At 73.7% G+C, this 18,322-nt stretch carries 17 protein-coding genes; 8 read left to right on the plus strand and 9 right to left on the minus strand.

Features of this window, described 5'->3' with window-relative positions:
• Positions 1 to 34: 34 nt before the first annotated feature.
• The 4 genes from GTY84_RS20605 to GTY84_RS20620 form a co-directional block, all read right to left on the minus strand.
• On the minus strand, positions 35 to 973 hold the full coding sequence (locus GTY84_RS20605; protein ID WP_161227790.1) for a hypothetical protein: 939 nt from the start codon (positions 971 to 973) through the stop codon (positions 35 to 37).
• A 395-nt stretch (positions 974 to 1,368) separates the two neighbouring features.
• Complete coding sequence (locus GTY84_RS20610) at positions 1,369 to 3,018, minus strand: bifunctional 3'-5' exonuclease/DNA polymerase (RefSeq protein WP_161227791.1); 1,650 nt, start codon at positions 3,016 to 3,018, stop codon at positions 1,369 to 1,371.
• Positions 3,019 to 3,428: 410 nt separating this feature from the next.
• Positions 3,429 to 3,614 carry a hypothetical protein gene (locus tag GTY84_RS34045; RefSeq protein ID WP_237532465.1) on the minus strand — a complete coding sequence of 62 codons (186 nt, stop codon included), beginning with the start codon at positions 3,612 to 3,614 and terminating at the stop codon, positions 3,429 to 3,431.
• 411 nt (positions 3,615 to 4,025) lie between these two features.
• On the minus strand, positions 4,026 to 4,790 hold the full coding sequence (locus GTY84_RS20620; protein WP_161227792.1) for a Clp protease N-terminal domain-containing protein: 765 nt from the start codon (positions 4,788 to 4,790) through the stop codon (positions 4,026 to 4,028).
• Positions 4,791 to 4,882: 92 nt separating this feature from the next.
• Here GTY84_RS20620 and GTY84_RS20625 point away from each other — a divergent pair, with 92 nt between their 5' ends.
• From GTY84_RS20625 to GTY84_RS20635, 3 genes are all read left to right on the plus strand, one after another.
• The gene (locus GTY84_RS20625) at positions 4,883 to 6,016 is read left to right on the plus strand and encodes a DUF2786 domain-containing protein (protein WP_161227811.1); all 1,134 of its coding nucleotides are present in this window, start codon (positions 4,883 to 4,885) and stop codon (positions 6,014 to 6,016) included.
• 64 nt (positions 6,017 to 6,080) lie between these two features.
• Entirely contained in the window at positions 6,081 to 6,524 is a 444-nt protein-coding gene (locus GTY84_RS20630; RefSeq protein ID WP_161227793.1) for a nuclear transport factor 2 family protein, read from the plus strand.
• Positions 6,525 to 7,004: 480 nt separating this feature from the next.
• Positions 7,005 to 7,256 carry a DUF397 domain-containing protein gene (locus GTY84_RS20635; protein ID WP_161227794.1) on the plus strand — a complete coding sequence of 84 codons (252 nt, stop codon included), beginning with the start codon at positions 7,005 to 7,007 and terminating at the stop codon, positions 7,254 to 7,256.
• A gap of 554 nt (positions 7,257 to 7,810) precedes the next feature.
• Here the strand turns inward: GTY84_RS20635 and GTY84_RS20640 are convergent.
• Complete coding sequence (locus tag GTY84_RS20640; protein WP_237532467.1) at positions 7,811 to 8,311, minus strand: ATP-binding protein; 501 nt, start codon at positions 8,309 to 8,311, stop codon at positions 7,811 to 7,813.
• Between the two features lie 378 nt (positions 8,312 to 8,689).
• Between GTY84_RS20640 and GTY84_RS20645 the strand changes: the two genes are divergently transcribed.
• The 3 genes from GTY84_RS20645 to GTY84_RS20655 all read left to right on the plus strand — a co-directional run bounded on the left by GTY84_RS20645 (position 8,690) and on the right by GTY84_RS20655 (position 11,828).
• Positions 8,690 to 9,514, plus strand: a complete 825-nt coding sequence (locus GTY84_RS20645) for a helix-turn-helix transcriptional regulator (protein WP_161227812.1) — start codon at positions 8,690 to 8,692, stop codon at positions 9,512 to 9,514.
• A gap of 66 nt (positions 9,515 to 9,580) precedes the next feature.
• Entirely contained in the window at positions 9,581 to 11,044 is a 1,464-nt protein-coding gene (locus GTY84_RS20650) for an aldehyde dehydrogenase family protein (protein ID WP_161227796.1), read from the plus strand.
• Positions 11,045 to 11,186: 142 nt separating this feature from the next.
• Positions 11,187 to 11,828, plus strand: coding sequence for a PadR family transcriptional regulator (locus GTY84_RS20655; protein WP_161227797.1), 642 nt, complete (start codon positions 11,187 to 11,189; stop codon positions 11,826 to 11,828).
• A 100-nt stretch (positions 11,829 to 11,928) separates the two neighbouring features.
• Here GTY84_RS20655 and GTY84_RS20660 read toward each other — a convergent pair whose 3' ends face one another.
• A complete protein-coding gene (locus GTY84_RS20660; protein WP_161227798.1) occupies positions 11,929 to 13,347 on the minus strand; it encodes a glutamate decarboxylase in 1,419 nt (472 codons plus the stop codon).
• Positions 13,348 to 13,445: 98 nt separating this feature from the next.
• Here GTY84_RS20660 and GTY84_RS20665 point away from each other — a divergent pair, with 98 nt between their 5' ends.
• A complete protein-coding gene (locus GTY84_RS20665) occupies positions 13,446 to 14,207 on the plus strand; it encodes a MerR family transcriptional regulator (protein WP_161227799.1) in 762 nt (253 codons plus the stop codon).
• A gap of 19 nt (positions 14,208 to 14,226) precedes the next feature.
• On the opposite strand, the gene GTY84_RS20670 is transcribed toward GTY84_RS20665, so the two are convergent.
• Positions 14,227 to 14,592, minus strand: coding sequence for a YbjQ family protein (locus GTY84_RS20670; protein WP_161227800.1), 366 nt, complete (start codon positions 14,590 to 14,592; stop codon positions 14,227 to 14,229).
• A gap of 130 nt (positions 14,593 to 14,722) precedes the next feature.
• Between GTY84_RS20670 and GTY84_RS20675 the strand changes: the two genes are divergently transcribed.
• Positions 14,723 to 15,877 carry a VTT domain-containing protein gene (locus GTY84_RS20675; protein WP_161227801.1) on the plus strand — a complete coding sequence of 385 codons (1,155 nt, stop codon included), beginning with the start codon at positions 14,723 to 14,725 and terminating at the stop codon, positions 15,875 to 15,877.
• A gap of 21 nt (positions 15,878 to 15,898) precedes the next feature.
• Here GTY84_RS20675 and GTY84_RS20680 read toward each other — a convergent pair whose 3' ends face one another.
• Both GTY84_RS20680 and GTY84_RS20685 read right to left on the minus strand, forming a co-directional pair.
• Positions 15,899 to 17,605 carry a threonine/serine exporter family protein gene (locus GTY84_RS20680; RefSeq protein ID WP_161227802.1) on the minus strand — a complete coding sequence of 569 codons (1,707 nt, stop codon included), beginning with the start codon at positions 17,603 to 17,605 and terminating at the stop codon, positions 15,899 to 15,901.
• 113 nt (positions 17,606 to 17,718) lie between these two features.
• The gene (locus tag GTY84_RS20685) at positions 17,719 to 18,210 is read right to left on the minus strand and encodes an inorganic diphosphatase (RefSeq protein WP_067240787.1); all 492 of its coding nucleotides are present in this window, start codon (positions 18,208 to 18,210) and stop codon (positions 17,719 to 17,721) included.
• Positions 18,211 to 18,322: the final 112 nt, after the last annotated feature.

Here is an 18,322-nt window from a genome sequence, read left to right on the forward strand (position 1 = left end):
GCGTGCGGGGGAGGAAAGGGCCCCGGCGCGGGCTTCACCCGGCCGGGGCCAGTCCGGCGAGGCGGGACCGGGCCTCCGCGACGACGCGGCCGGACAGCTCGGTGACCCGGCCGTCCTCCCCGGTCAGCGGGGTCCCCATCACCGTGACCGTCGTGCAGGCGAGGTCGAAGACCTCCTTGACCCGGGCCCGCCGCGGCGCGTCGTAGGCGCCGTAGTCGTCGTGGGCGGTGACCAGGGCGGTGAAGGCCGGGAGCCGTTCCTCCATGGCCAGGCAGAGCTCCCGGAGGACGAGGCGGACCTCCCGGCTGCGCTGGAACACCTCGGACAGGGTCCGGCGGGCCTCGGTCAGTTCGGCCTCCGCCTCCGTCAGCACTTCGGCGGCCTTCTCCTGGTCCCCCCGGAACGAGCGGCCCCGCCATTCCAGGAGGGCACCGCCCACGACCAGGGCCGGTACGGCCACGACCGCCGCCAGGACCACGGTGCCCGCGGCCATGCCGCCGCCGCCCGCCGCGAGCGAACCGCCGCCCAGCCAGGCCAGGGTGGCGCTGCTCGCGGCGGCGCCGGAGAGACCGGAGATGGCGGTGCCGGTGGACGCGGTGGCGAACGCGCCGACGGCCATGTAGGTGGCCGCGCCCACGCCCGCGCCGACGCCCGCCCCCACGGCTCCGCCGCCGACGAGCGAGCCGACGACGGACACCGCGAGCTGCCGCAGCTCCCGCAGCTCCACGTCGGCCGGGGTGCTGCCGATCGGGGCCACCGGGGCCAGTTCGGCCAGGTCGATGCGCTTGAGCTGCTCGAAGGCCGTCCGGAAGGGGACCAGGGCCCGGTCGTACGTGGTCTGCCGCCGCTCCTGCTGGGCCCCACTCTCCTGCGCGATGTGCCGGTCGAGCTTCCTGCGGCGGAGGTCCAGCCGCTCCTGGCGCTCCTTGTTCCTGCGCGCGAGCCGGACGGCCTGGTACATGGCGACGGCCATGCGGTGCTCCCCCCTGAGCATATGAACTGATCAGGCGTCAGGTTATCGCCGATCGGGCTCTTTCCGGTCCGCCGTGTCCACCGTGGAACGGGTTCCGAGTGGCCCCGTGCGGCACCGCGCCCCGGCTGCCGGTTCCGCCGCTCCGGGCGGGGCCTTCCCGCCGGCCGCCCGTGCGGTGCCCGGCCCGGGGGTATCAACCCGCCCGTCCGGTGCTTCGCCCGTGCGGCACCCGCTCCTACGGCGCCCCACCCTGGCCCGGGTGCCCCTGCCTCCGGCCGCGGCCACCGCCGACCGTCCGAGCGGGCACCGGCTCCGGCCGTCCGGGCGGGGTGTCCCCACCCGGCCACCGCCACCGCCATCGCCACCGCCTCTGCCCCCGCTTTCCCCCCGCCCGGCTACTTCGCGTCCGCGTAGCACCGCACCGGCACGGCCGTGAAGGGGAAGCGGACCGGGGTCGGGCCGAAGGTGAGGCGGGCGGCCTCGGCCGCGCAGCGGTCGAGGGCGGCGACCACCTCCGCGGCCTCCTCCTCGGGGCAGTGGACGATCACCTCGTCGTGCTGGAAGAAGACCAGCTCCGCCGCCATGCCGGTCAGTGACCGGCGCAGCGCGGCGAGCAGCAGGAGGGTCCAGTCGGCGGCGCTGCCCTGGACGACGAAGTTGCGCGCGAACCGGCCCCGGGCGCGGGCCCCGGCGGAGGTGTGGCCCGGGGCGGTGTCCTCGGGGGCCGGGGCCTCGTCGTCGCGCTCGGGCGCCGGGGGACAGGTGCGGCCCAGCCAGGTGCGCACGAGCCGGCCCTCCTCGCCCGCGCGGGCGGCGTCGTCGACGTAGGCGACGGCCCGGGGGAAGCGGCGCCGGAGCGCGGCGAGGTGCTTGAGGCCGTCGCCGGAGGTCTGGCCGTAGACCGCGCCGAGCACGGCGAGTTTGGCCTGGCCGCGGTCGCCGGAGAAGGCGCGGTCGGAGACCTCCTGGTACAGGTCGGTCTCCCGTCCGGCGACCTCCATCAGCCCGGGGTCGCGGGAGATGGCCGCCAGGACCCTCGGCTCCATCTGGTCGACGTCGGCGACGACCAGCCGCCAGCCCGGGTCGGCGACGACGGCCCGGCGGATCACCTTGGGGATCTGGAGGGCGCCCCCGCCGTTGGTGACCCAGCGCCCGGTGACGGTGCCGCCGGCCAGGAACTCGGGGCGGAAGCGGCCGTCGCGCACCCAGTCCTGGAGCCAGGACCAGCCGTGCGCCACCCAGACGCGGTACAGCCTCTTGTACTCCAGCAGCGGCTCCACGGCCGGGTGGTCGACCGCCTCCAGCTCCCAGCGGCGGGTGGAGCGGACCTTGATCCCGGCCTGGGAGAAGGCCCTCACCACGTCCGCCGGGAGGTCGGGCCGGACCCTGCGGCCGAAGGCGGCCGAGACCTCCTCGGCCAGCTCGGCCAGGCGGCGCGGCTGGCCGCCGCCCGCGTACCGCTCGCCCAGCAGGTCGTGCAGGACCTCGCGGTGGACGTCGGCCCGCCAGGGCAGGCCCGTGCGGTTCATCTCCGCAGCCACCAACGTGCCCGCCGACTCGGCCGCCGTCAGCAGGCGCAGCCGGTCGGGGTGGGCGGACCGGTCGTGGCGGCGCTGCTGCTCGGCGTAGACGTCGAGCAGGTCGGCCAGGGGCAGCGGGGCGGCGCGCGGCTCGAACAGGGAGGACTGCGCGCCCGGTTCGGCGGAGCGCTGCGGCGGATCGGGCGGTACGGCGGTGCCGCGCAGCCGGGCGAGGGCGGCGGGGGCCGACCGGGGCTCGCCGTAGCGGCCCTCGTGGCCGAGCAGGAGGGTCTCGGCGGCCTCCACGTCGTAGCACCGCTCCACACGCACGCCCGCCGCGAGCAGGCGGGGGTGCGCCTCGGCGGTGGACCGCCACACCCAGCGGGCGGCGCCGGGGCGGTCGCGCACGGCCCGCGCGAGGTCCGGCTCCCGCAGCACCGGGCCCGAGGGCAGCCCGTCGGGGCCGAGGGGGGCGACCTCCGCGCCGCCGTCCTCGGCCAACGCGAGTGCCCATCGGCCGACCATGGGGTGAGTCTCGCAGGAGGGTCGGACAGCGGGGGTGCGGCGCGGGGGCGGGCGGCAGGTGTCGGTGCGGCGGGCGGCGGCATGCCCGATGCCGTCGCCCGTCGCTTGGCGCCCGGCGCGTGCCGCGGCAGCGCGCCCGGACTCCGGCGGGACCGGCGCGGTGATGTCGCCGCAGGCGGGCCAGGAGGGCCAGGCGGGCCAGGGCGCTCCGGCGGGCCAAGCGTGGCAGGGCGCTCCGGCGGGGCAGACGGGCAGGCGGGCAGGCGGGCAGGCGGGTCAGGGCGGTCCGGCGATCCGGTGGGTGCCTGGCCTGGGCCTGGGCATGCGCCCGCGACCGTGCTCGGTGCCGGAGGGGAGAGCCCGCCGTCTAGGCGCGCCGGGGTGCCGGGCGCGCCGTGGCGCGGGGTCAGTCAGCCGTAGGGGGTCAGCGGGTCCGGCCGGGACAGGGCCTCGGAGAGCGGCAGCCCCTCCCGCGCCGCGACGGGCCGGCGCGACCGAGGTTCGGCCCGGGTGCGCGGGCGGTACCGGGGCTCCTTGCCGCGTGCGCAGGCCGACAGCCCCTCGTGGCGCAGCCCCTCACCCGGCACGGCGGCCACCAAGGACACATCCGCGGACGTCGCGCCGGGGAGGCGGCGAGACGTCGCGGCCCGCGCGCACGAGGGGGCGGGAGCCCAGTTCGGGCACGGATGCTCCCGCCCGGGAGCGGCGCGCCGCTCGAAGCTGACGCGGCTCCGGACGCGGACGTGGTGCGGCTCGTAGCGGGTCATGGCGTAGTGGCACACCCGCGCGCCGTACCGACCACGCTCCGGGCGGGCCGTACCGACCACGCTCCGGGCGGGCCGTCCCGTCCCGCGGTGGCCACGGGCCGTCCCGTTCCGCGGCCGCCCGTCCACCGCCGGAAGCGGTCCTCCGTCCCGCCCGTCCACCGCCGGAAGCGGTCCTCCGTCCCGCCCGTCCACCGCCGGAAGCGGTCCTCCGTCCCGCCCGTCCGCCGTCGGAAGCGGTCCTCAGGCCCGCCCCTCCGCTTCCTCGCCCTCCTCCTCCCGCTCCTCGCCGGCCTTCGTGAACTCCGCCAGGGTCCTGGTGACGTAGCGCTCGGTGGCCTCCTTGGTGATGCCGAGGCCGTGGAGCACGCCCTCGCCGTTCTCGTGCTCCAGCAGGGCGAGCAGGATGTGCTCGGTGCCCACGTAGTGGTGGTCGAGGCGCAGGGCCTCGCGGAAGGTCAGCTCCAGGACCTTCTTGGCGGCCGAGCCGTACGGCACCAGTTCCGGCACCTCCTCGGCGGGCGGCGGCAGGACCGCCGTGGCCGCCGCGCGGACCGCGTCCAGGGGCACGCCCTGCGCGGCGATCGCCTTGGCGGCGAAGCCCTCGCGCTCCGTGAGCAGGCCGAGGACCAGGTGCTCCGGCAGGCCCTCCGCGGCGCCCGCGGCCACGGCAGCGTTGTGCGCGGCCATCACCGCTTCCCGCGCGCGCGGGGTGTAGCGGTTGAAGCCCTGGCCCGCGTCGGCCCCGGCGGACTCCTTGGGGACGAAGCGCTTCTGCGCCGCCTGGCGGGTGACGCCCATGCGCCGCCCGATGTCGGTCCAGGAGGCGCCCGAACGCCGGGCCTGGTCCACGAAGTGGCCGATGAGGTGGTCGGCCACCTCGCCGAGGTGCTCGCCCGCGATGACGGCGTCCTGGAGCTGCTCCAGGGGCTCGGCGTGCGCCTTCTTGATCGCGTCGATGAGGTCGTCGAGGCGGATGGATGACGTGGTGCTGGGGTTCGTCGTCATGTGTCAACCGTAGGTTGACAGTGGAGGATCGTCAACCAGAGGTTGACAGTTGGCCGGGTTCCGGCGCGTGGGACCATCGAGGGGTGAGTGGGATGCCTGCCGTCGACCGTGCCTTCGGGGCCGCGTTGTACGACGACGCCGACGAGGCCCTCGACACCGGGGCCTCGGTGCTCGCCGCCGATCCGGCCTCCGACGCGGAACTGGCCCGGCGCGGCCGGGAGTTCGTGGCCGGGGCCTGGCGGAGGGGCTGGCAGCCGGCCGACCTCGCGCGGTTCACACGGCGCGAGCTGGACGACGTCCACGTGCGGCTGGTGGCGGCGCTGATCCGGGAGCAGGCGCCGTACGACGGTCCGCGCGGGCCCCGCTGGGCCGCGCAGATCGACGCCCTGCCCGCCGCGCCGCCGCCCCGCGCCGACCGGTTCTCGCACGCCACCGCCGTGCTGGAGCTGTACCGGCTGCTGCTGCGCCTGCCCGCGCTGGAGCCCCTGGAGCGGCCCGTGTCCCCGGACCGGGGGAGGCCGCTGGAGCACCGGCCCGAGTCGCGCGCCCTCGGCCGCATCCGCGCGCTGCTCGCCAAGGCGGAGGCGACCGGGTACCCGGAGGAGGCGGAGGCGCTGAGCGCCAAGGCCCAGGAGTTGATGGCCCGGCACAGCGTCGACGAGGCGCTGCTGGCGGCCGGAGTGCCCTCGCCCGAGGCGCCCGGCGCCTGCCGGATCGGCGTCGATGCGCCGTACGAGGAGGCCAAGGCGGTCCTGCTGGACGCGGTGGCCGGGGCCAACCACTGCCGGGCGGTGTGGAACGAGGCGCTCGGCTTCTCCACCGTCGTCGGCTTCGAGGCCGACCTGGAGGTGGTCGAACTCCTCTACACCTCGCTGCTGGTGCAGGCCGAGACGGCCATGACCGCGGCGGAGGCCGCCCAGCGGCGCGGCGGACGCAAGCGGACCAAGACCTTCCGGCAGTCCTTCCTCGCGGCCTACGCCCACCGCGCGGGCCTCCGCCTGCGGACCGTCGCCGAACGGACCACCGCCGGGCGGGGCGCGGACGGGGACGGGGGCCTGCTCCCGGTCCTCGCCTCCCGCGCGGTCGCGGTGGCCGACCGGACGGAGCGGCTGTTCCCCGAGACGACCACGACCCGGCTGCGCGGAGCCGCCGACGCGGACGGCTGGAACGAGGGCGCGCGCGCCGCCGACCGCGCCCGGGTCGCGCCCCGCCGCCCGCTGCCCTGATCCGGAGCGCGACGCGGCCCGATTTCCGCTGGTGCCGCCTCCACGCGGTGATCAGGCTGGTGGCATGACGAACCCTTCCCCCACCGGCCCGGTGGACGTTCTCCTGGGCATGTACGCGGCCGAGACGGAGTACCTGGCGGCCGGAGGCCCCGGCCGGGCCCCGTTCGCCCCGCTCGCCCGCTTCTTCGCGCCGGACGCCGAGATGCACCAGGCGGAGACCCTGCCGTACGGGGGTGTCTGGCGCGGGCACGAGGGGCTGGCGCGGTTCTTCCTGGAGATGGGGCGGACCTGGGAGGCGTTCGACATGGTGGAACGGGAGTTCCTCGCCACCGGTGAGACCGTGGTGGTGCGCCTGAGGGTACGGGCCCGGGCCCGCGCGACCGGACGGGAACTGGACTTCCCCGTCCTGCAGGCCGTCACCGTCAAGGACGGGCGGATCACCGAGGTGCGCCCGTTCTACTGGGACACGCGCGCCGTCGCCGACGCCTGCGCGCCGCCCGGGGACTGAGGCGGACGGGGCGCGGGGCGGGGCGGGAGCGCCGCGGGCCCGGCGGGGGAGGTGCCGTGGTCGGCGGGGGAGGAGCGTCGCGGTCCGGACGCCGGTCCGTCGGCGGGGTTCTGGCGCGGCTTCGGCTGGGGCCCCGGAACGGCTCCCCGGAGGGGCTGCCGGAAGTCCCGCAACTCGTCCCCCGTCCGACTCCTCCGGCACTGTCCGTGCCCCTTGCCGCCATTCGTCCCACGCGTGCATCTGCACAGCCGCATGTTCCTGAATTTCCGGGGCACAAGCGGGAACGTCCTCTCGTGCGCGGACGTCCATAGAGGGCAGAAGCTTTCCGTAAAGCGAGCGTCAAAGCTGTAATCACGGGACCACCGCGCGTGCACGTGCATTTGCTCATGCATCTGCACGTGAACAAGGTTATGATCCGGATCAGTTGACCACTGCATCAATGGCCCTATCAGCCAGTGCACCACCACCGGGGAGCGACCTGTGGACCACGACGTGTACAACGTGTACAACGGCATGGCCGCCACGAAGCTGAACGACGTGGCCTGGCAGAAGAGCAGACACAGCAACTCGCAGGGCTCCTGCGTGGAGTTCGCGAGACTGCCCGACGGAGCGGTGGCGGTGCGCAACTCCCGCTTCCCCGATGGTCCCGCGCTCGTCTACACGCGCGCCGAGATCGAGGCCATGCTCCTGGGCGTCAAGGACGGCGAGTTCGACCATCTGGTCATGAGCTGACACGTGCGAAGTGCGGACCGGGGCGCGCGGGGGCGGAGCCGGTCCGCGAGGACGGTACGGGCGCGGCGGAGGGTTCCGCGGGGTCCGGAAAGCTCCGGAGAACCCGGTAGACCCCGGTAGGCCCACCGGTAGACCCCGGAGAACCCGGTAGGCCCAGGGGAGTCGGAAGGCCCCGGGGAATCCGGCGGGTTCGGAGCAGCCGTGGCGAAGGCAGCACCGGCCGCGCACCGGCCGCGCACCGGCCGCGCACCGGTGGCGCGGCCCGAGGGCGCGTATGAGGGGGACGCGGTGCGCGGAGCGTCACGTGCCCGCGCTCTCCGCGTCCCGCCGATCCACGGGCAGGTCGTCGGCCGGCCGGCACCATCGTGCGGAAGGGCGCGGCCGGGACGCGCGCGATGTGCATGGCCGAGAGGCGCGACCGGGGCGAGGGGCACGGCCGCACGGCCCGGTCGGGAGGTTTGGCCGGAGCGCGGCCGGTACGCGAGGGCACCCCTTCGGCGCCCTGTCGCCCCGTCCCGGGCCGGGGCGGCGGAACCGCCCGCACCGGGACCGTGTCACTCCGCCGCGGGTTCCGCCCCGCCCGCCGGACGGCGCAGCCGGAACAGGGCCCAGACCACCTTCCCGCCCGGCCCCCCGGCCAGCGGGTGCCAGCCCCAGCCGTCGCTGAAGGAGTCGACGAGGAACAGGCCGCGGCCCGACTCCGCCGAGAAGTCGTCCGTCTCGCGGGCCACCGGGCTGTCGTGGCTGGGATCGCGCACCGCGCACACCAGCCGCTCCGTCCAGCGCATCAGATGCAGCCTCACGGGGCCGCCGAGGTCCTGGTGGCGGGGTGTGTCCGCGGGCAGCGCGTGCCGCAGTGCGTTGGTGACCAGTTCGGAGACGACCAGGCACACATCGTCGAACCGCTCGCCCATGTCCCAGCCGTCGAGCGTCCCGCGGGTGAACCGCCTGGCCTCGCGCACCGCCTCGTAACGGGGCGGAAGAGCGCAGGAGGCGGTGTTGGAGACGGCCGCGGGGTCGAGTGGCGGAAGGCCCTGCCGTAACGGCGCGAGCATGGTCGATCCATTCGTCCCCATGCGAGGCACTCCCGAGAATTCGCGGTCATAGCGATGCGGCGCGGTGGTGCGGGACCATGGTTTCGGATGCGTACCGCAGATGCAAGGGCAGATGCACGTGCACGTGACCGAATTGAGCCTGCCCGTACCGCTTGTTGGTCAATTTTTCCGTCAACTTCGCACCAGCTCGGGGGCGGTGTTCACGCCACGGGGTGTACTGGACCTCCGGTGACAGGGGTTCCCCCCTTGGCCGGAATCCGTTTCCGTAACCGGATGAGTACTGCTCGAAGTGTTTTAGTGGCAGACTTCGGCCCCTGAAGACGGCTGGGGAGGCTGGCGAACGTGAGCGCGGGAGAGCCCGGATCGGTGGTGCGGCGCATGCTGCTCGGATCACAACTCAGGCGACTGCGTGAGACCCGGGGGATCACGCGCGAGGCGGCGGGCTACTCCATCCGCGCCTCGGAATCGAAGATCAGCCGGATGGAGCTGGGCCGGGTGAGCTTCAAGACCAGGGACGTCGAGGACCTGCTCACCCTGTACGGCATCACGGACGAACAGGAGCGCGCCTCCCTGCTCTCCCTGGCCCGGGAGGCCAATGTCGCGGGCTGGTGGCACAGTTACTCCGATGTACTGCCCAGTTGGTTCCCCACATATGTGGGACTGGAGGGCGCGGCCTCCCTGATCCGCGTCTACGAGGTGCAGTTCGTGCACGGACTGCTCCAGACCGAGGAATACGCCCGCGCTGTCGTCCGGCGCGGTATGCGCGACGCCGGGGAGGCGGACGTGGAGCGGCGGGTGGCGCTGCGCCTGGAGCGCCAGAAACACCTCGTCGCGGAGAACGCCCCCGCCTTCCACATCGTCCTGGACGAGGCCGCGCTGCGCCGCCCCTACGGTGACCGCGGCGTCATGCGCGGGCAGCTCCAGCACCTGATCGACATGTCCGAACGCCCCAATGTGCGGCTCCAGATCATGCCGTTCGGCTTCGGCGGGCACTCCGGCGAGAGCGGCGCCTTCACCATCCTCAGCTTTCCCGAGTCCGATCTGTCCGACGTGGTCTACCTGGAGCAGCTCACCAGCGCCCTTTATCTCGACAAGCGCGAGGACGTGGCGCAGTACGAGACCGCGCTGCGGGAATTGCAGCAGGACAGCCCCGACCCGGCCGGAAGCCGGGACCTTTTGCGCGGCCTCCTACAACTCTCCTGAATCGGAAGTACGATGACGCGCAGTCAGATCACCTGACCGCGGCAGCCACGGGGATTGAGGGATCACATGTCGTCGTCGTACTTCACGGAACTGGCCCAGCAGTACATCGACGGCGAATGGCGTCCGGGCACCGGCTCCTGGGACATCATCGACTTCAATCCGTACGACAACGAGAAACTCGCCTCGATCACCATAGCGACGGTCGACGAGGTCGACGCGGCCTACCGGGCCGCCGAGCGCGCCCAGCGGGCCTGGGCGGAGACCAACCCCTACACCCGCCGCACCGTGTTCGAGAAGGCGCTGCGGCTCGTGGAGGACCGCGAGGCGGAGATCACCGAGGCCATCATCGAGGAACTCGGCGGCACCCGCACCAAGGCGGCCTTCGAACTGCACCTGGCCAAGGAGTTCCTGCGCGAGGCGGTGCACCTGGCACTGCGCCCCGAGGGGCGGATCGTGCCCTCGCCCATCGACGGCAAGGAGAACCGCGTCTACCGGGTGCCGGTCGGCGTGGTGGGCGTCATCAGCCCCTTCAACTTCCCCTTCCTGCTCTCCCTGAAGTCCGTCGCCCCCGCCCTCGCCCTGGGCAACGCCGTCGTCCTCAAGCCGCACCAGAACACCCCCGTCGTCGGCGGTACCCTGGTCGCCCGGCTCTTCGAGGACGCCGGGCTGCCCGCCGGCCTGCTCAACGTGGTGGTCACCGACATCGCGGAGATCGGCGACGCCTTCCTGGAGCACCCGGTCCCCAAGGTCATCTCCTTCACCGGCTCCGACCGCGTCGGCCGCCACGTCGCCACGGTCTGCGCGAGCCACTTCAAGCGCTCGGTCCTCGAACTCGGCGGCAACGGCGCCCTGGTGGTCCTCGAAGACGCCGACGTCGACTACGCGGTCGACGCGGCCGTCTTCAGCCGGTACGTGCACCAGGGGCAGGTCTGCATGGCCGCCAACCGGGTGTTGGTCGACCGGTCCGTGGCGGAGGAGTTCACCGGGAAGTTCGTCGCCAAGGTGCGGGGCCTCAGGGCGGGCGACCCGCGCGACCCGGAGACCGTGATCGGCCCGGTGATCAACTCCTCGCAGGCCGACGCGATCACCGGCGTGGTCGACCAGGCCCTCGCGGAGGGCGCCACCGCCCTGGTGCGTGGCACCACCACCGGCAACCTCGTCGAGCCGTCCGTCCTCACCGGCGTGCCCGCCGACTCCCCGCTGCTGCGGCAGGAGGTCTTCGGCCCGGTCGCCTTCCTCATCCCCTTCGACGGCGAGGAGGAGGCCGTCCGGCTGGTCAACGACACGCCCTACGGCCTGAGCGGCGCCGTGCACACCGCCGACGTCGAGCGGGGCGTCGCCTTCGCCAAGCGGATCGACACCGGCATGTTCCACGTGAACGACGCCACCGTCCACGACGAGCCGATCGTGCCCTTCGGCGGCGAGAAGCACTCCGGTGTCGGGCGGCTGAACGGCGAGACGATGCTGGACTCCTTCACCACCCACAAGTGGATCTCCGTCCAGCACGGCCGCAGCCGCTTCCCCTTCTGACCCGCCGGACCCGCCGGCCCCGCGAGGCCCGCCCGGCTCTCCCGGCCCGCCGGATCCGCCGGCCCCGGCCCGCCGCTCCCGGGCCCGCCGCAGGGGTGCGAGCGGGCCGGGGCGGGCCCGGGGGAGGCCATACTCTGGGCCCATGTCAGTGATCCGTCTCCTGGTGCTCGGCGCGGTCCGCCGCCATGGGCGGGCCCACGGCTACCAGGTCCGCAACGACCTGGAGTTCTGGGGCGCGCACGAGTGGTCCCACGCCAAGCCCGGCTCCATCTACCACGCGCTCAAGCAGATGGCCGCCCAGGGCCTGCTGCGCGCGCACGAGACGGCCCCCTCGACGGCCGGCGGCCCCCCGCGCACCGAGTACGAGGTCACCGACCGGGGCACCGAGGAGTACCTCGGCCTGCTGCGCGCCGCGCTCACCGCCCACGACCAGAAGCCCGACGTGCTCTCCGCCGCGCTCGGCCTGATGGTCGACCTGCCGCGCGAGGAGGTGCTCGCCCTGCTGGAGCGGCGCGTCAGGGCCATCGCGGAGTGGCGGGCCTCCGTCACCGAGTACTACGCGCCCGAGGAGGGCCCGGGGCAGTTCGGCCACATCGGGGAGATCATGAACTACTGGGTGTGCTCCGCCGACACCGGCGCCGAGTGGACCCGCGGCCTGATCGAGCGCCTCCGGGCCGGGGCCTATGTCTTCGAGGGGGAGGGCCGCCCCTTCCTCGGCATCCTCGGCGAGGACGAGCCCAACCCGTACGCGACGGGCGAGCCGCACCCCGGCGACACCCGCTGACCCCGCCGCCCGGACCCGCGCGCCGCCCACCGGGACAGGCCGCCCACCGGCGCCCCGCCGCCCACCGCCCGGCGGCGCCCCTTCCCGCGGCCGCCCCGCGTCAGTGGTGGAAGCCGGTGGCCGCCGCCTTGTCCCGGATCAGCGGGCCCGGCTGCGCGCGCAGTTCGGGCAGCAGCCGCCGCAGGTCCTCCACGAGCAGCTCGGCGAGGTCCGCCGAGAAGCCGTTGCGGCACACCACCCGCAGCACCGACAGGTCCTCCCGGTGCGCCGGGAAGGTGTAGGCGGGGACCAGCCAGCCGCCCTCCCGCAGCCGCCGGGCGACGTCGAAGACGTCGTACGCCGTCACCTCGTCGGAGGTGGTGAAGGCGAAGACCGGCAACTGGTCGCCGCGGGTCAGCAGCCGGAAGTCGCCGAGTGCCTCGATCCGCTCCGCCAGCCCCGTGGCGATCTCCCGCGAGGCCCCCTGCACCGCCCGGTAGCCCTCCCGGCCCAGCCGCAGGAAGGTGTAGTACTGCGCGACGACCTGGGCGCCGGGCCGGGAGAAGTTCAGGGCGAAGGTCGGCATGTCGCCGCCCAGGTAGTTGACGCGGAAGACCAGTTCCTCGGGCAGCGCGGTGGCGTCCCGCCAGAGCGCCCAGCCCACGCCCGGGTAGACCAGCCCGTACTTGTGCCCCGAGGTGTTGATCGACGCGACCCTCGGCAGCCGGAAGTCCCACACCAGGTCCTCGTCCAGGAACGGCGCCACCATGCCCCCGGACGCGGCGTCGACGTGCACCGGGATGTCCAGTCCGGTGCGCTCCTGGAGGGCGTCCAGGGCAGCGCACAGGTCCGCGACGGGCTCGTAGGAGCCGTCGAAGGTGGAGCCCATGATGCCGATCACGCCGATGGTGTTCTCGTCGCACAGTTCGGCGGCGGCCCGCGGGTCCAGGTGGAAGCGGTCGCCCTCCATGGGCACCTGCCGGGCCTCCACCTCCCAGAAGTTGCAGAACTTCTCCCAGCAGACCTGCACGTTCACGCCCATGACGAGGTTGGGCCGGGCGGAGGACGGATAGCGGTCCCCGTTGCGCAGCGCCCAGCGCCGCTTCAGCGCCATCCCGGCCAGCATGCACGCCTCGCTGGACCCGGTCGTCGAGCAGCCCACGGCGGTGTGCGGCTCGGGCGCGTGCCACAGCTCGGCGAGCATCGCCACGCAGCGCCGCTCCAGCTCGGCGGTGCGCGGGTACTCGTCCTTGTCGATCATGTTCTTGTCGCGGCACTCGTTCATCAGCACCCCGGCCTGGGGCTCCATCCAGGTGGTGACGAAGGTGGCCAGGTTGAGCCGCGCGTTGCCGTCGAGCATCAGCTCGTCGTGGACCAGCCCGTACGCCGTGGACGGCGGCAGCGGGGAGTCGGGCAGGCGGTGGGTGGGCGGTGCCCCGGTCATGCCGCCGGCCGGATTGGCCACGCCGTGGAAGGGGTTCACGCCCAGTCGGCGCCGCTCCTCTTCCCGCGACGTGTGGTGTCCGTGGTGCAGTGACATGTGTCCGACCGTAGGCCCGGACCCCGGGCCCCGCACCCGGGGTTGCACCTCACGCCGCGTGAGGGTGCAGCGTGGACGGCGTCAGGAAGGGAGCGGGAGTGGGCTACTCCGTGGGACAGGTCGCGGGCTTCGCCGGGGTGACGGTGCGCACGCTGCACCACTACGACGCCATCGGGCTGCTCGTGCCCGGCGAGCGCAGCGGCGCGGGCCACCGCCGCTACGGCGACGCGGACCTCGATCGGCTCCAGCGGATCCTGTTCTACCGGGAGCTGGGCTTCCCGCTCGACGAGGTCGCCGCCCTCCTCGACGACCCGGGCGCGGACCCGCGCGCGCACCTGCGCCGCCAGCACGCGCTGCTGACCGCCCGGATCGGAAGGCTGGAGAGGATGGCGGCGGCCGTGGAGCAGGCCATGGAGGCACACAGCATGGGGATCGATCTCACCCCCGAGGAGCGGTTCGAGGTCTTCGGGGACGCCGACCCGGAGCGGTACGAGGAGGAGGTGCGGGCGCGCTGGGGCGACACCGACGCGTACGCCGAGTCGCGGCGCCGCGCGGCCGCCTACACCAAGGAGGACTGGCAGCGCGTCCGGCGCGAGGGCGACGAGGTGGTGCGGCGGTTCGTCGCCCTGATGGAGGAGGGGGTGCCGGCGGACTCCCCGGCGGCCATGGACGCCGCCGAGGCGCACCGCCGCTGGATCTCCGGCAACCACTACGAGTGCGGGTACGAGATGCACACCTGCCTCGGCGAGATGTACGTCCAGGACGAGCGGTTCACGGCGAGCATCGACGCCGCCCGCCCGGGCCTCGCCGCCTACCAGCGCGAGGCGATCCTGGCGAACGCCGTCCGCCACACCCCCTGAACGGCGGCCGTGGCCCGGCTCACTCCCGGGCCACGACCACCGCCGTCCCGTAGGCGCACACCTCGGTCCCCACGTCGGCCGCCTCGGTCACGTCGAACCGGAACGCCAGGACCGCGTTGGCGCCCCGGGCGCGCGCCTGCTCGACGAGGCGCTCCATGGCCTGGTTGCGCGTCTCGACCAGGGTCTTGGTGAGCCCGCGCAGCTCGCCGCCGACGAGGGACTTCAGCCCGGCGCCGATCTGGCTGCCCAGGTGCCGGGAGCGCACGGTCAGCCCGAAGACCTCCCCGATCACCTCCCGCACCTGGTGGCCCGGTACGTCATTGGTGGTCACGACCAGGACCTCGGGCGCAGGGCCCTGTCCGCCGCCGAATTCATCGATGCCCATGGTGTCCAGGGTTCCCCGGACCGGGCCGCCCCGCACCCCGGGTGGTCCGGTGGAACCCGGGACCCCGCGGGCGCGTTGTACGTTGGGGCGACCGACCCCAGCCCGCGCACAGTGCAGGAGCCCCCTTCCCGTGACCACGCTTGCGCTCGGCCCCGAGTGGCTGAGCCCGGACTACCTGATCGAGACCTTCAGCCTGCCCGGCATTCTGCTGATCGTCTTCGCGGAGTCCGGCCTCTTCGCGTTCCTGCCCGGCGACTCGCTGCTGTTCACGGCCGGGCTCTTCGTCGCCCAGGGCGATTACATCAGCCAGCCGCTGTGGCTGGTGTGCGCCCTGATCGTGGCCGCCGCCGTGATCGGCGACCAAGTCGGCTACATGATCGGCAAGTTCTTCGGTCCCAGGCTGTTCAGCCGGCCCAACTCCAAGCTCTTCAAACAGGAGAACCTGGACAAGGCCCACGAGTTCATGGAGAAGTACGGCCCCAAGGCCATCGTGCTGGCCCGCTTCGTGCCGATCGTGCGCACCTTCGCCCCCATCGTGGCGGGCGCCGGGCGGATGCAGTACCGCACCTTCCTCACGTACAACGTCATCGGCGGCGTCGCCTGGGGGTGCGGGGTCACCCTCGCGGGCTACTGGCTCGGGCAGATCGAGCTGATCCGCGCCAACGTCGAGGCGATCCTGGTCCTGATCGTCGTCGTCTCCGTCGTTCCCATCGCGATCGAGTTCCTCCGCGAGCGCCGCAAGAAGAAGCGCGCCGCCGCGGACGGCCCCGGGGCCGCACCGGTCGCCGCCGCCACCGCCGCCGCGGCGGCCCACGCCCGGCCCTCGTACCCGGTCATGGACGACGCCACGACCCAGCTGCGGCCCATCGACCCGAACGAGCCCCCGCCCCACGACCAGGGCCACGCCGCCCGGCAGCAGCCGTACGGCGGCCCGGGGCCGTACGGCGGACGGCCGCAGCCGTACGGGGGGCAGCCGCAGGGCGGCCAGGGACACCCCCAGGGGGGCCGGCAGCCCCACGGGGACCCGCGGCAGCAGCCCTATGGTGACCCGCGGCAGCAGCCGTACGCACCGCAGTACCCGCAGGGACAGGGCCAGTACCCGCAGGGTCAGGGTCAGCGCGGCTACCCGCAGGGTCAGGGCCAGGGCGGCCAGTACCCCCAGGGTCAGGGTCAGGGCGGCTACCCGCAGGGTCAGGGCGGCCAGTACCCGCAGGGGCAGGCCCGGCCGCCGCACGGCGGGGAGCAGCAGGGCGGTCAGCAGTACCCGTACCACCAGGGGTACTGACCCCCGGACCCGGTCCGGGGGTCAGAAGCCGCGCGTCCGCTTGGCCGCGCGGCGGTTGGCTGCGCTCGCACCGCCCGGCAGGCGCAGGAACAGCCGGGAGATCTCGCCGCCCAGGTTGACCCCGATGGCGATGGCCAGGGCGATGGCGACCGCCTTGGAGAGCGACACCAGCCCCCGGTCCACCTCGTTCTGGGCGATGGCCAGCAGCCCGAAGTACGTCGCCGAACCGGGCAGCAGCGGCCCGATGGCCGCCGTCGTGTACGGCAGCGCGGACGCGAACCGGTAGCGGGACATGAGCTGCCCGAACAGGCCGACCAGCCCGGCCGCGGCGGCGGTGGAGGCCACCGGGGAGATGCCCCCGACGTTGTGCATCGCGCCGTAGACGCACCAGGCCACGCCGCCGTTCAGGGTCACCGCCAGCACCGTGGTCCGCTCCTGCTGGAGCAGGACCGCGAAGGCCAGCGACAGCAGCATCGAGGCGCAGATCTGCACCACCGGCTGGTTGCCCGAGCCCAGCGCGGCGTCCGGGTTGAGGTTGGCGCCGAGCTGGACGCCGAAATACAGCACGATCAGCACCCCGGCGACGATGCTGACGAAGAAGTACATGACCTCCAGCAGCCGCGCCGAGGCCGTGATGTAGAAGCCGGTCAGCCCGTCCTGCACGCCCGCCACCAGGGCCCGCCCCGGCAGCAGCGCGAACAGCCCACCGGTGATCACGGCGGACGCCTTGGCGTCGACGTGGGACAGGTTGAGGGCGATCCCTATGGCGGCCGGCGGCATCGCGGCCACCGCGAACTGGTAGAACTCCGGCAGCCCGCGTCCGGCGCACAGCCAGGCCAGCCGGTCCCCGAGCATCGCGCCCACCACCGCCGCGACGAAGACCACGGCGTCACCGCCGACCAGCATCGAGGCGGCGCCCGCGAGCAGCCCGGTGGCCCCGGTCAGCACCCAGGTCGGGTACGGGTGGCGGTTGCGGCGGATCTCCGCGAGGCGCCGGTACGACTCTTCCAGCGAGAGGTGAGCCTCGGGGTCGCTGAGGTGGTCGACGAGCTGGTAGACGGCCGCGAGCCGGGTGTAGTCGGTGCCGCGGCGGCGCACCGTGCGGGATGCCGTCACCGGGTCGTCCACCAGCGAGGGCTGGTGGGAGATCGACAGCAGGGTGAAGGTGACGTTCGGCTCGCAGCGGTCCAGCCCGTAGGAGCGGCACACGGCGAACATCGCCGCCTCCACGTCCTCGGCGCCCTCGCCGCCGGCCAGCAGCAGCTCTCCGATGCGCAGCGTCAGGTCGAGCACCCGCGGCACGGCGGGCCCGGTCTCGTCGTCGTGCCGCTGCGCGGTCTCGGGCGCGGGCCGCTCGGCCACCGGCATGCGCAGCATCGCCCGCATCCGGTCCTGCCAGGGCACGTCCTGGGACACCGCGGGGATGCCGGACGCCGGGGTGAAGGCCGGCGGGGCGTTCCACGCGCTGTAGGTGCTCGGCGTGCTGAACGCCGACCCCTCCGCCTCGGGGGGCGCGTGCGGCGGCGGCTCCAGACCGTCGGGCAGGGCGAACTCCGAGGTGGTCTCGGACTCCGTCCCGTTGTGCCGGGGCGTTTCCAGCCCCTCGGGGAGCTCGAACTCCGACGTGGCCGACGACTCCCCCTCGGCCTGCGCCACGGCCCCGGTCGGCGGCCGGAAGGCATTCCTGGCCTCGTCCGGCTGCGGCTTGTGGTCCTCCGCGTCCGTCACGTGCTTGGCACTCCCCTGGTACGACACACCCTTCTGCAGCCCTCAGTATGCGTACCCCAACGCGAACGGGCCGCACGCCCTGGCGTGCGGCCCGTCACCGGGAGGAGGGGTGCTCAGTGGCCGCCCTGCTCCTTGAAGCGCTTGTAGGACCGCTCGATCTCGGTCTCGGCGTCCGTGCGGCCCACCCAGTTGGCGCCCTCGACGGACTTGCCGGGCTCCAGGTCCTTGTAGACCTCGAAGAAGTGCTGGATCTCCAGGCGGTCGAACTCCGAGACGTGGTGGATGTCACGCAGGTGCTCCACGCGCGGGTCGGTCGAGGGCACGCACAGCAGCTTGTCGTCGCCGCCGGCCTCGTCCGTCATCCGGAACATGCCGATCGCGCGGCAGCGGATCAGGCAGCCCGGGAACGTGGGCTCGTCCAGGATGACCAGCGCGTCCAGCGGGTCGCCGTCCTCGCCGAGGGTGTTCTCCACGAAGCCGTAGTCGGTCGGGTACGCGGTCGACGTGAAGAGCCGGCGGTCCAGTCGAATCCGTCCCGTCTCGTGGTCCACCTCGTACTTGTTGCGCGAACCCTTCGGGATCTCGATCGTGACGTCGAACTCCACCGGACGCTCCTCCATGATCAGCACATAGTTCTGGTGGTTAAGTGTCCCTCACGCACGTGTGTGATCGCGAAAGGGGCTGGTCGTCGTGCCGGAGCTGAGACCTTGGCGGGCC

The organism is Streptomyces sp. SID8352, assembly GCF_009862265.1.
GTDB lineage: Bacteria > Actinomycetota > Actinomycetes > Streptomycetales > Streptomycetaceae > Streptomyces.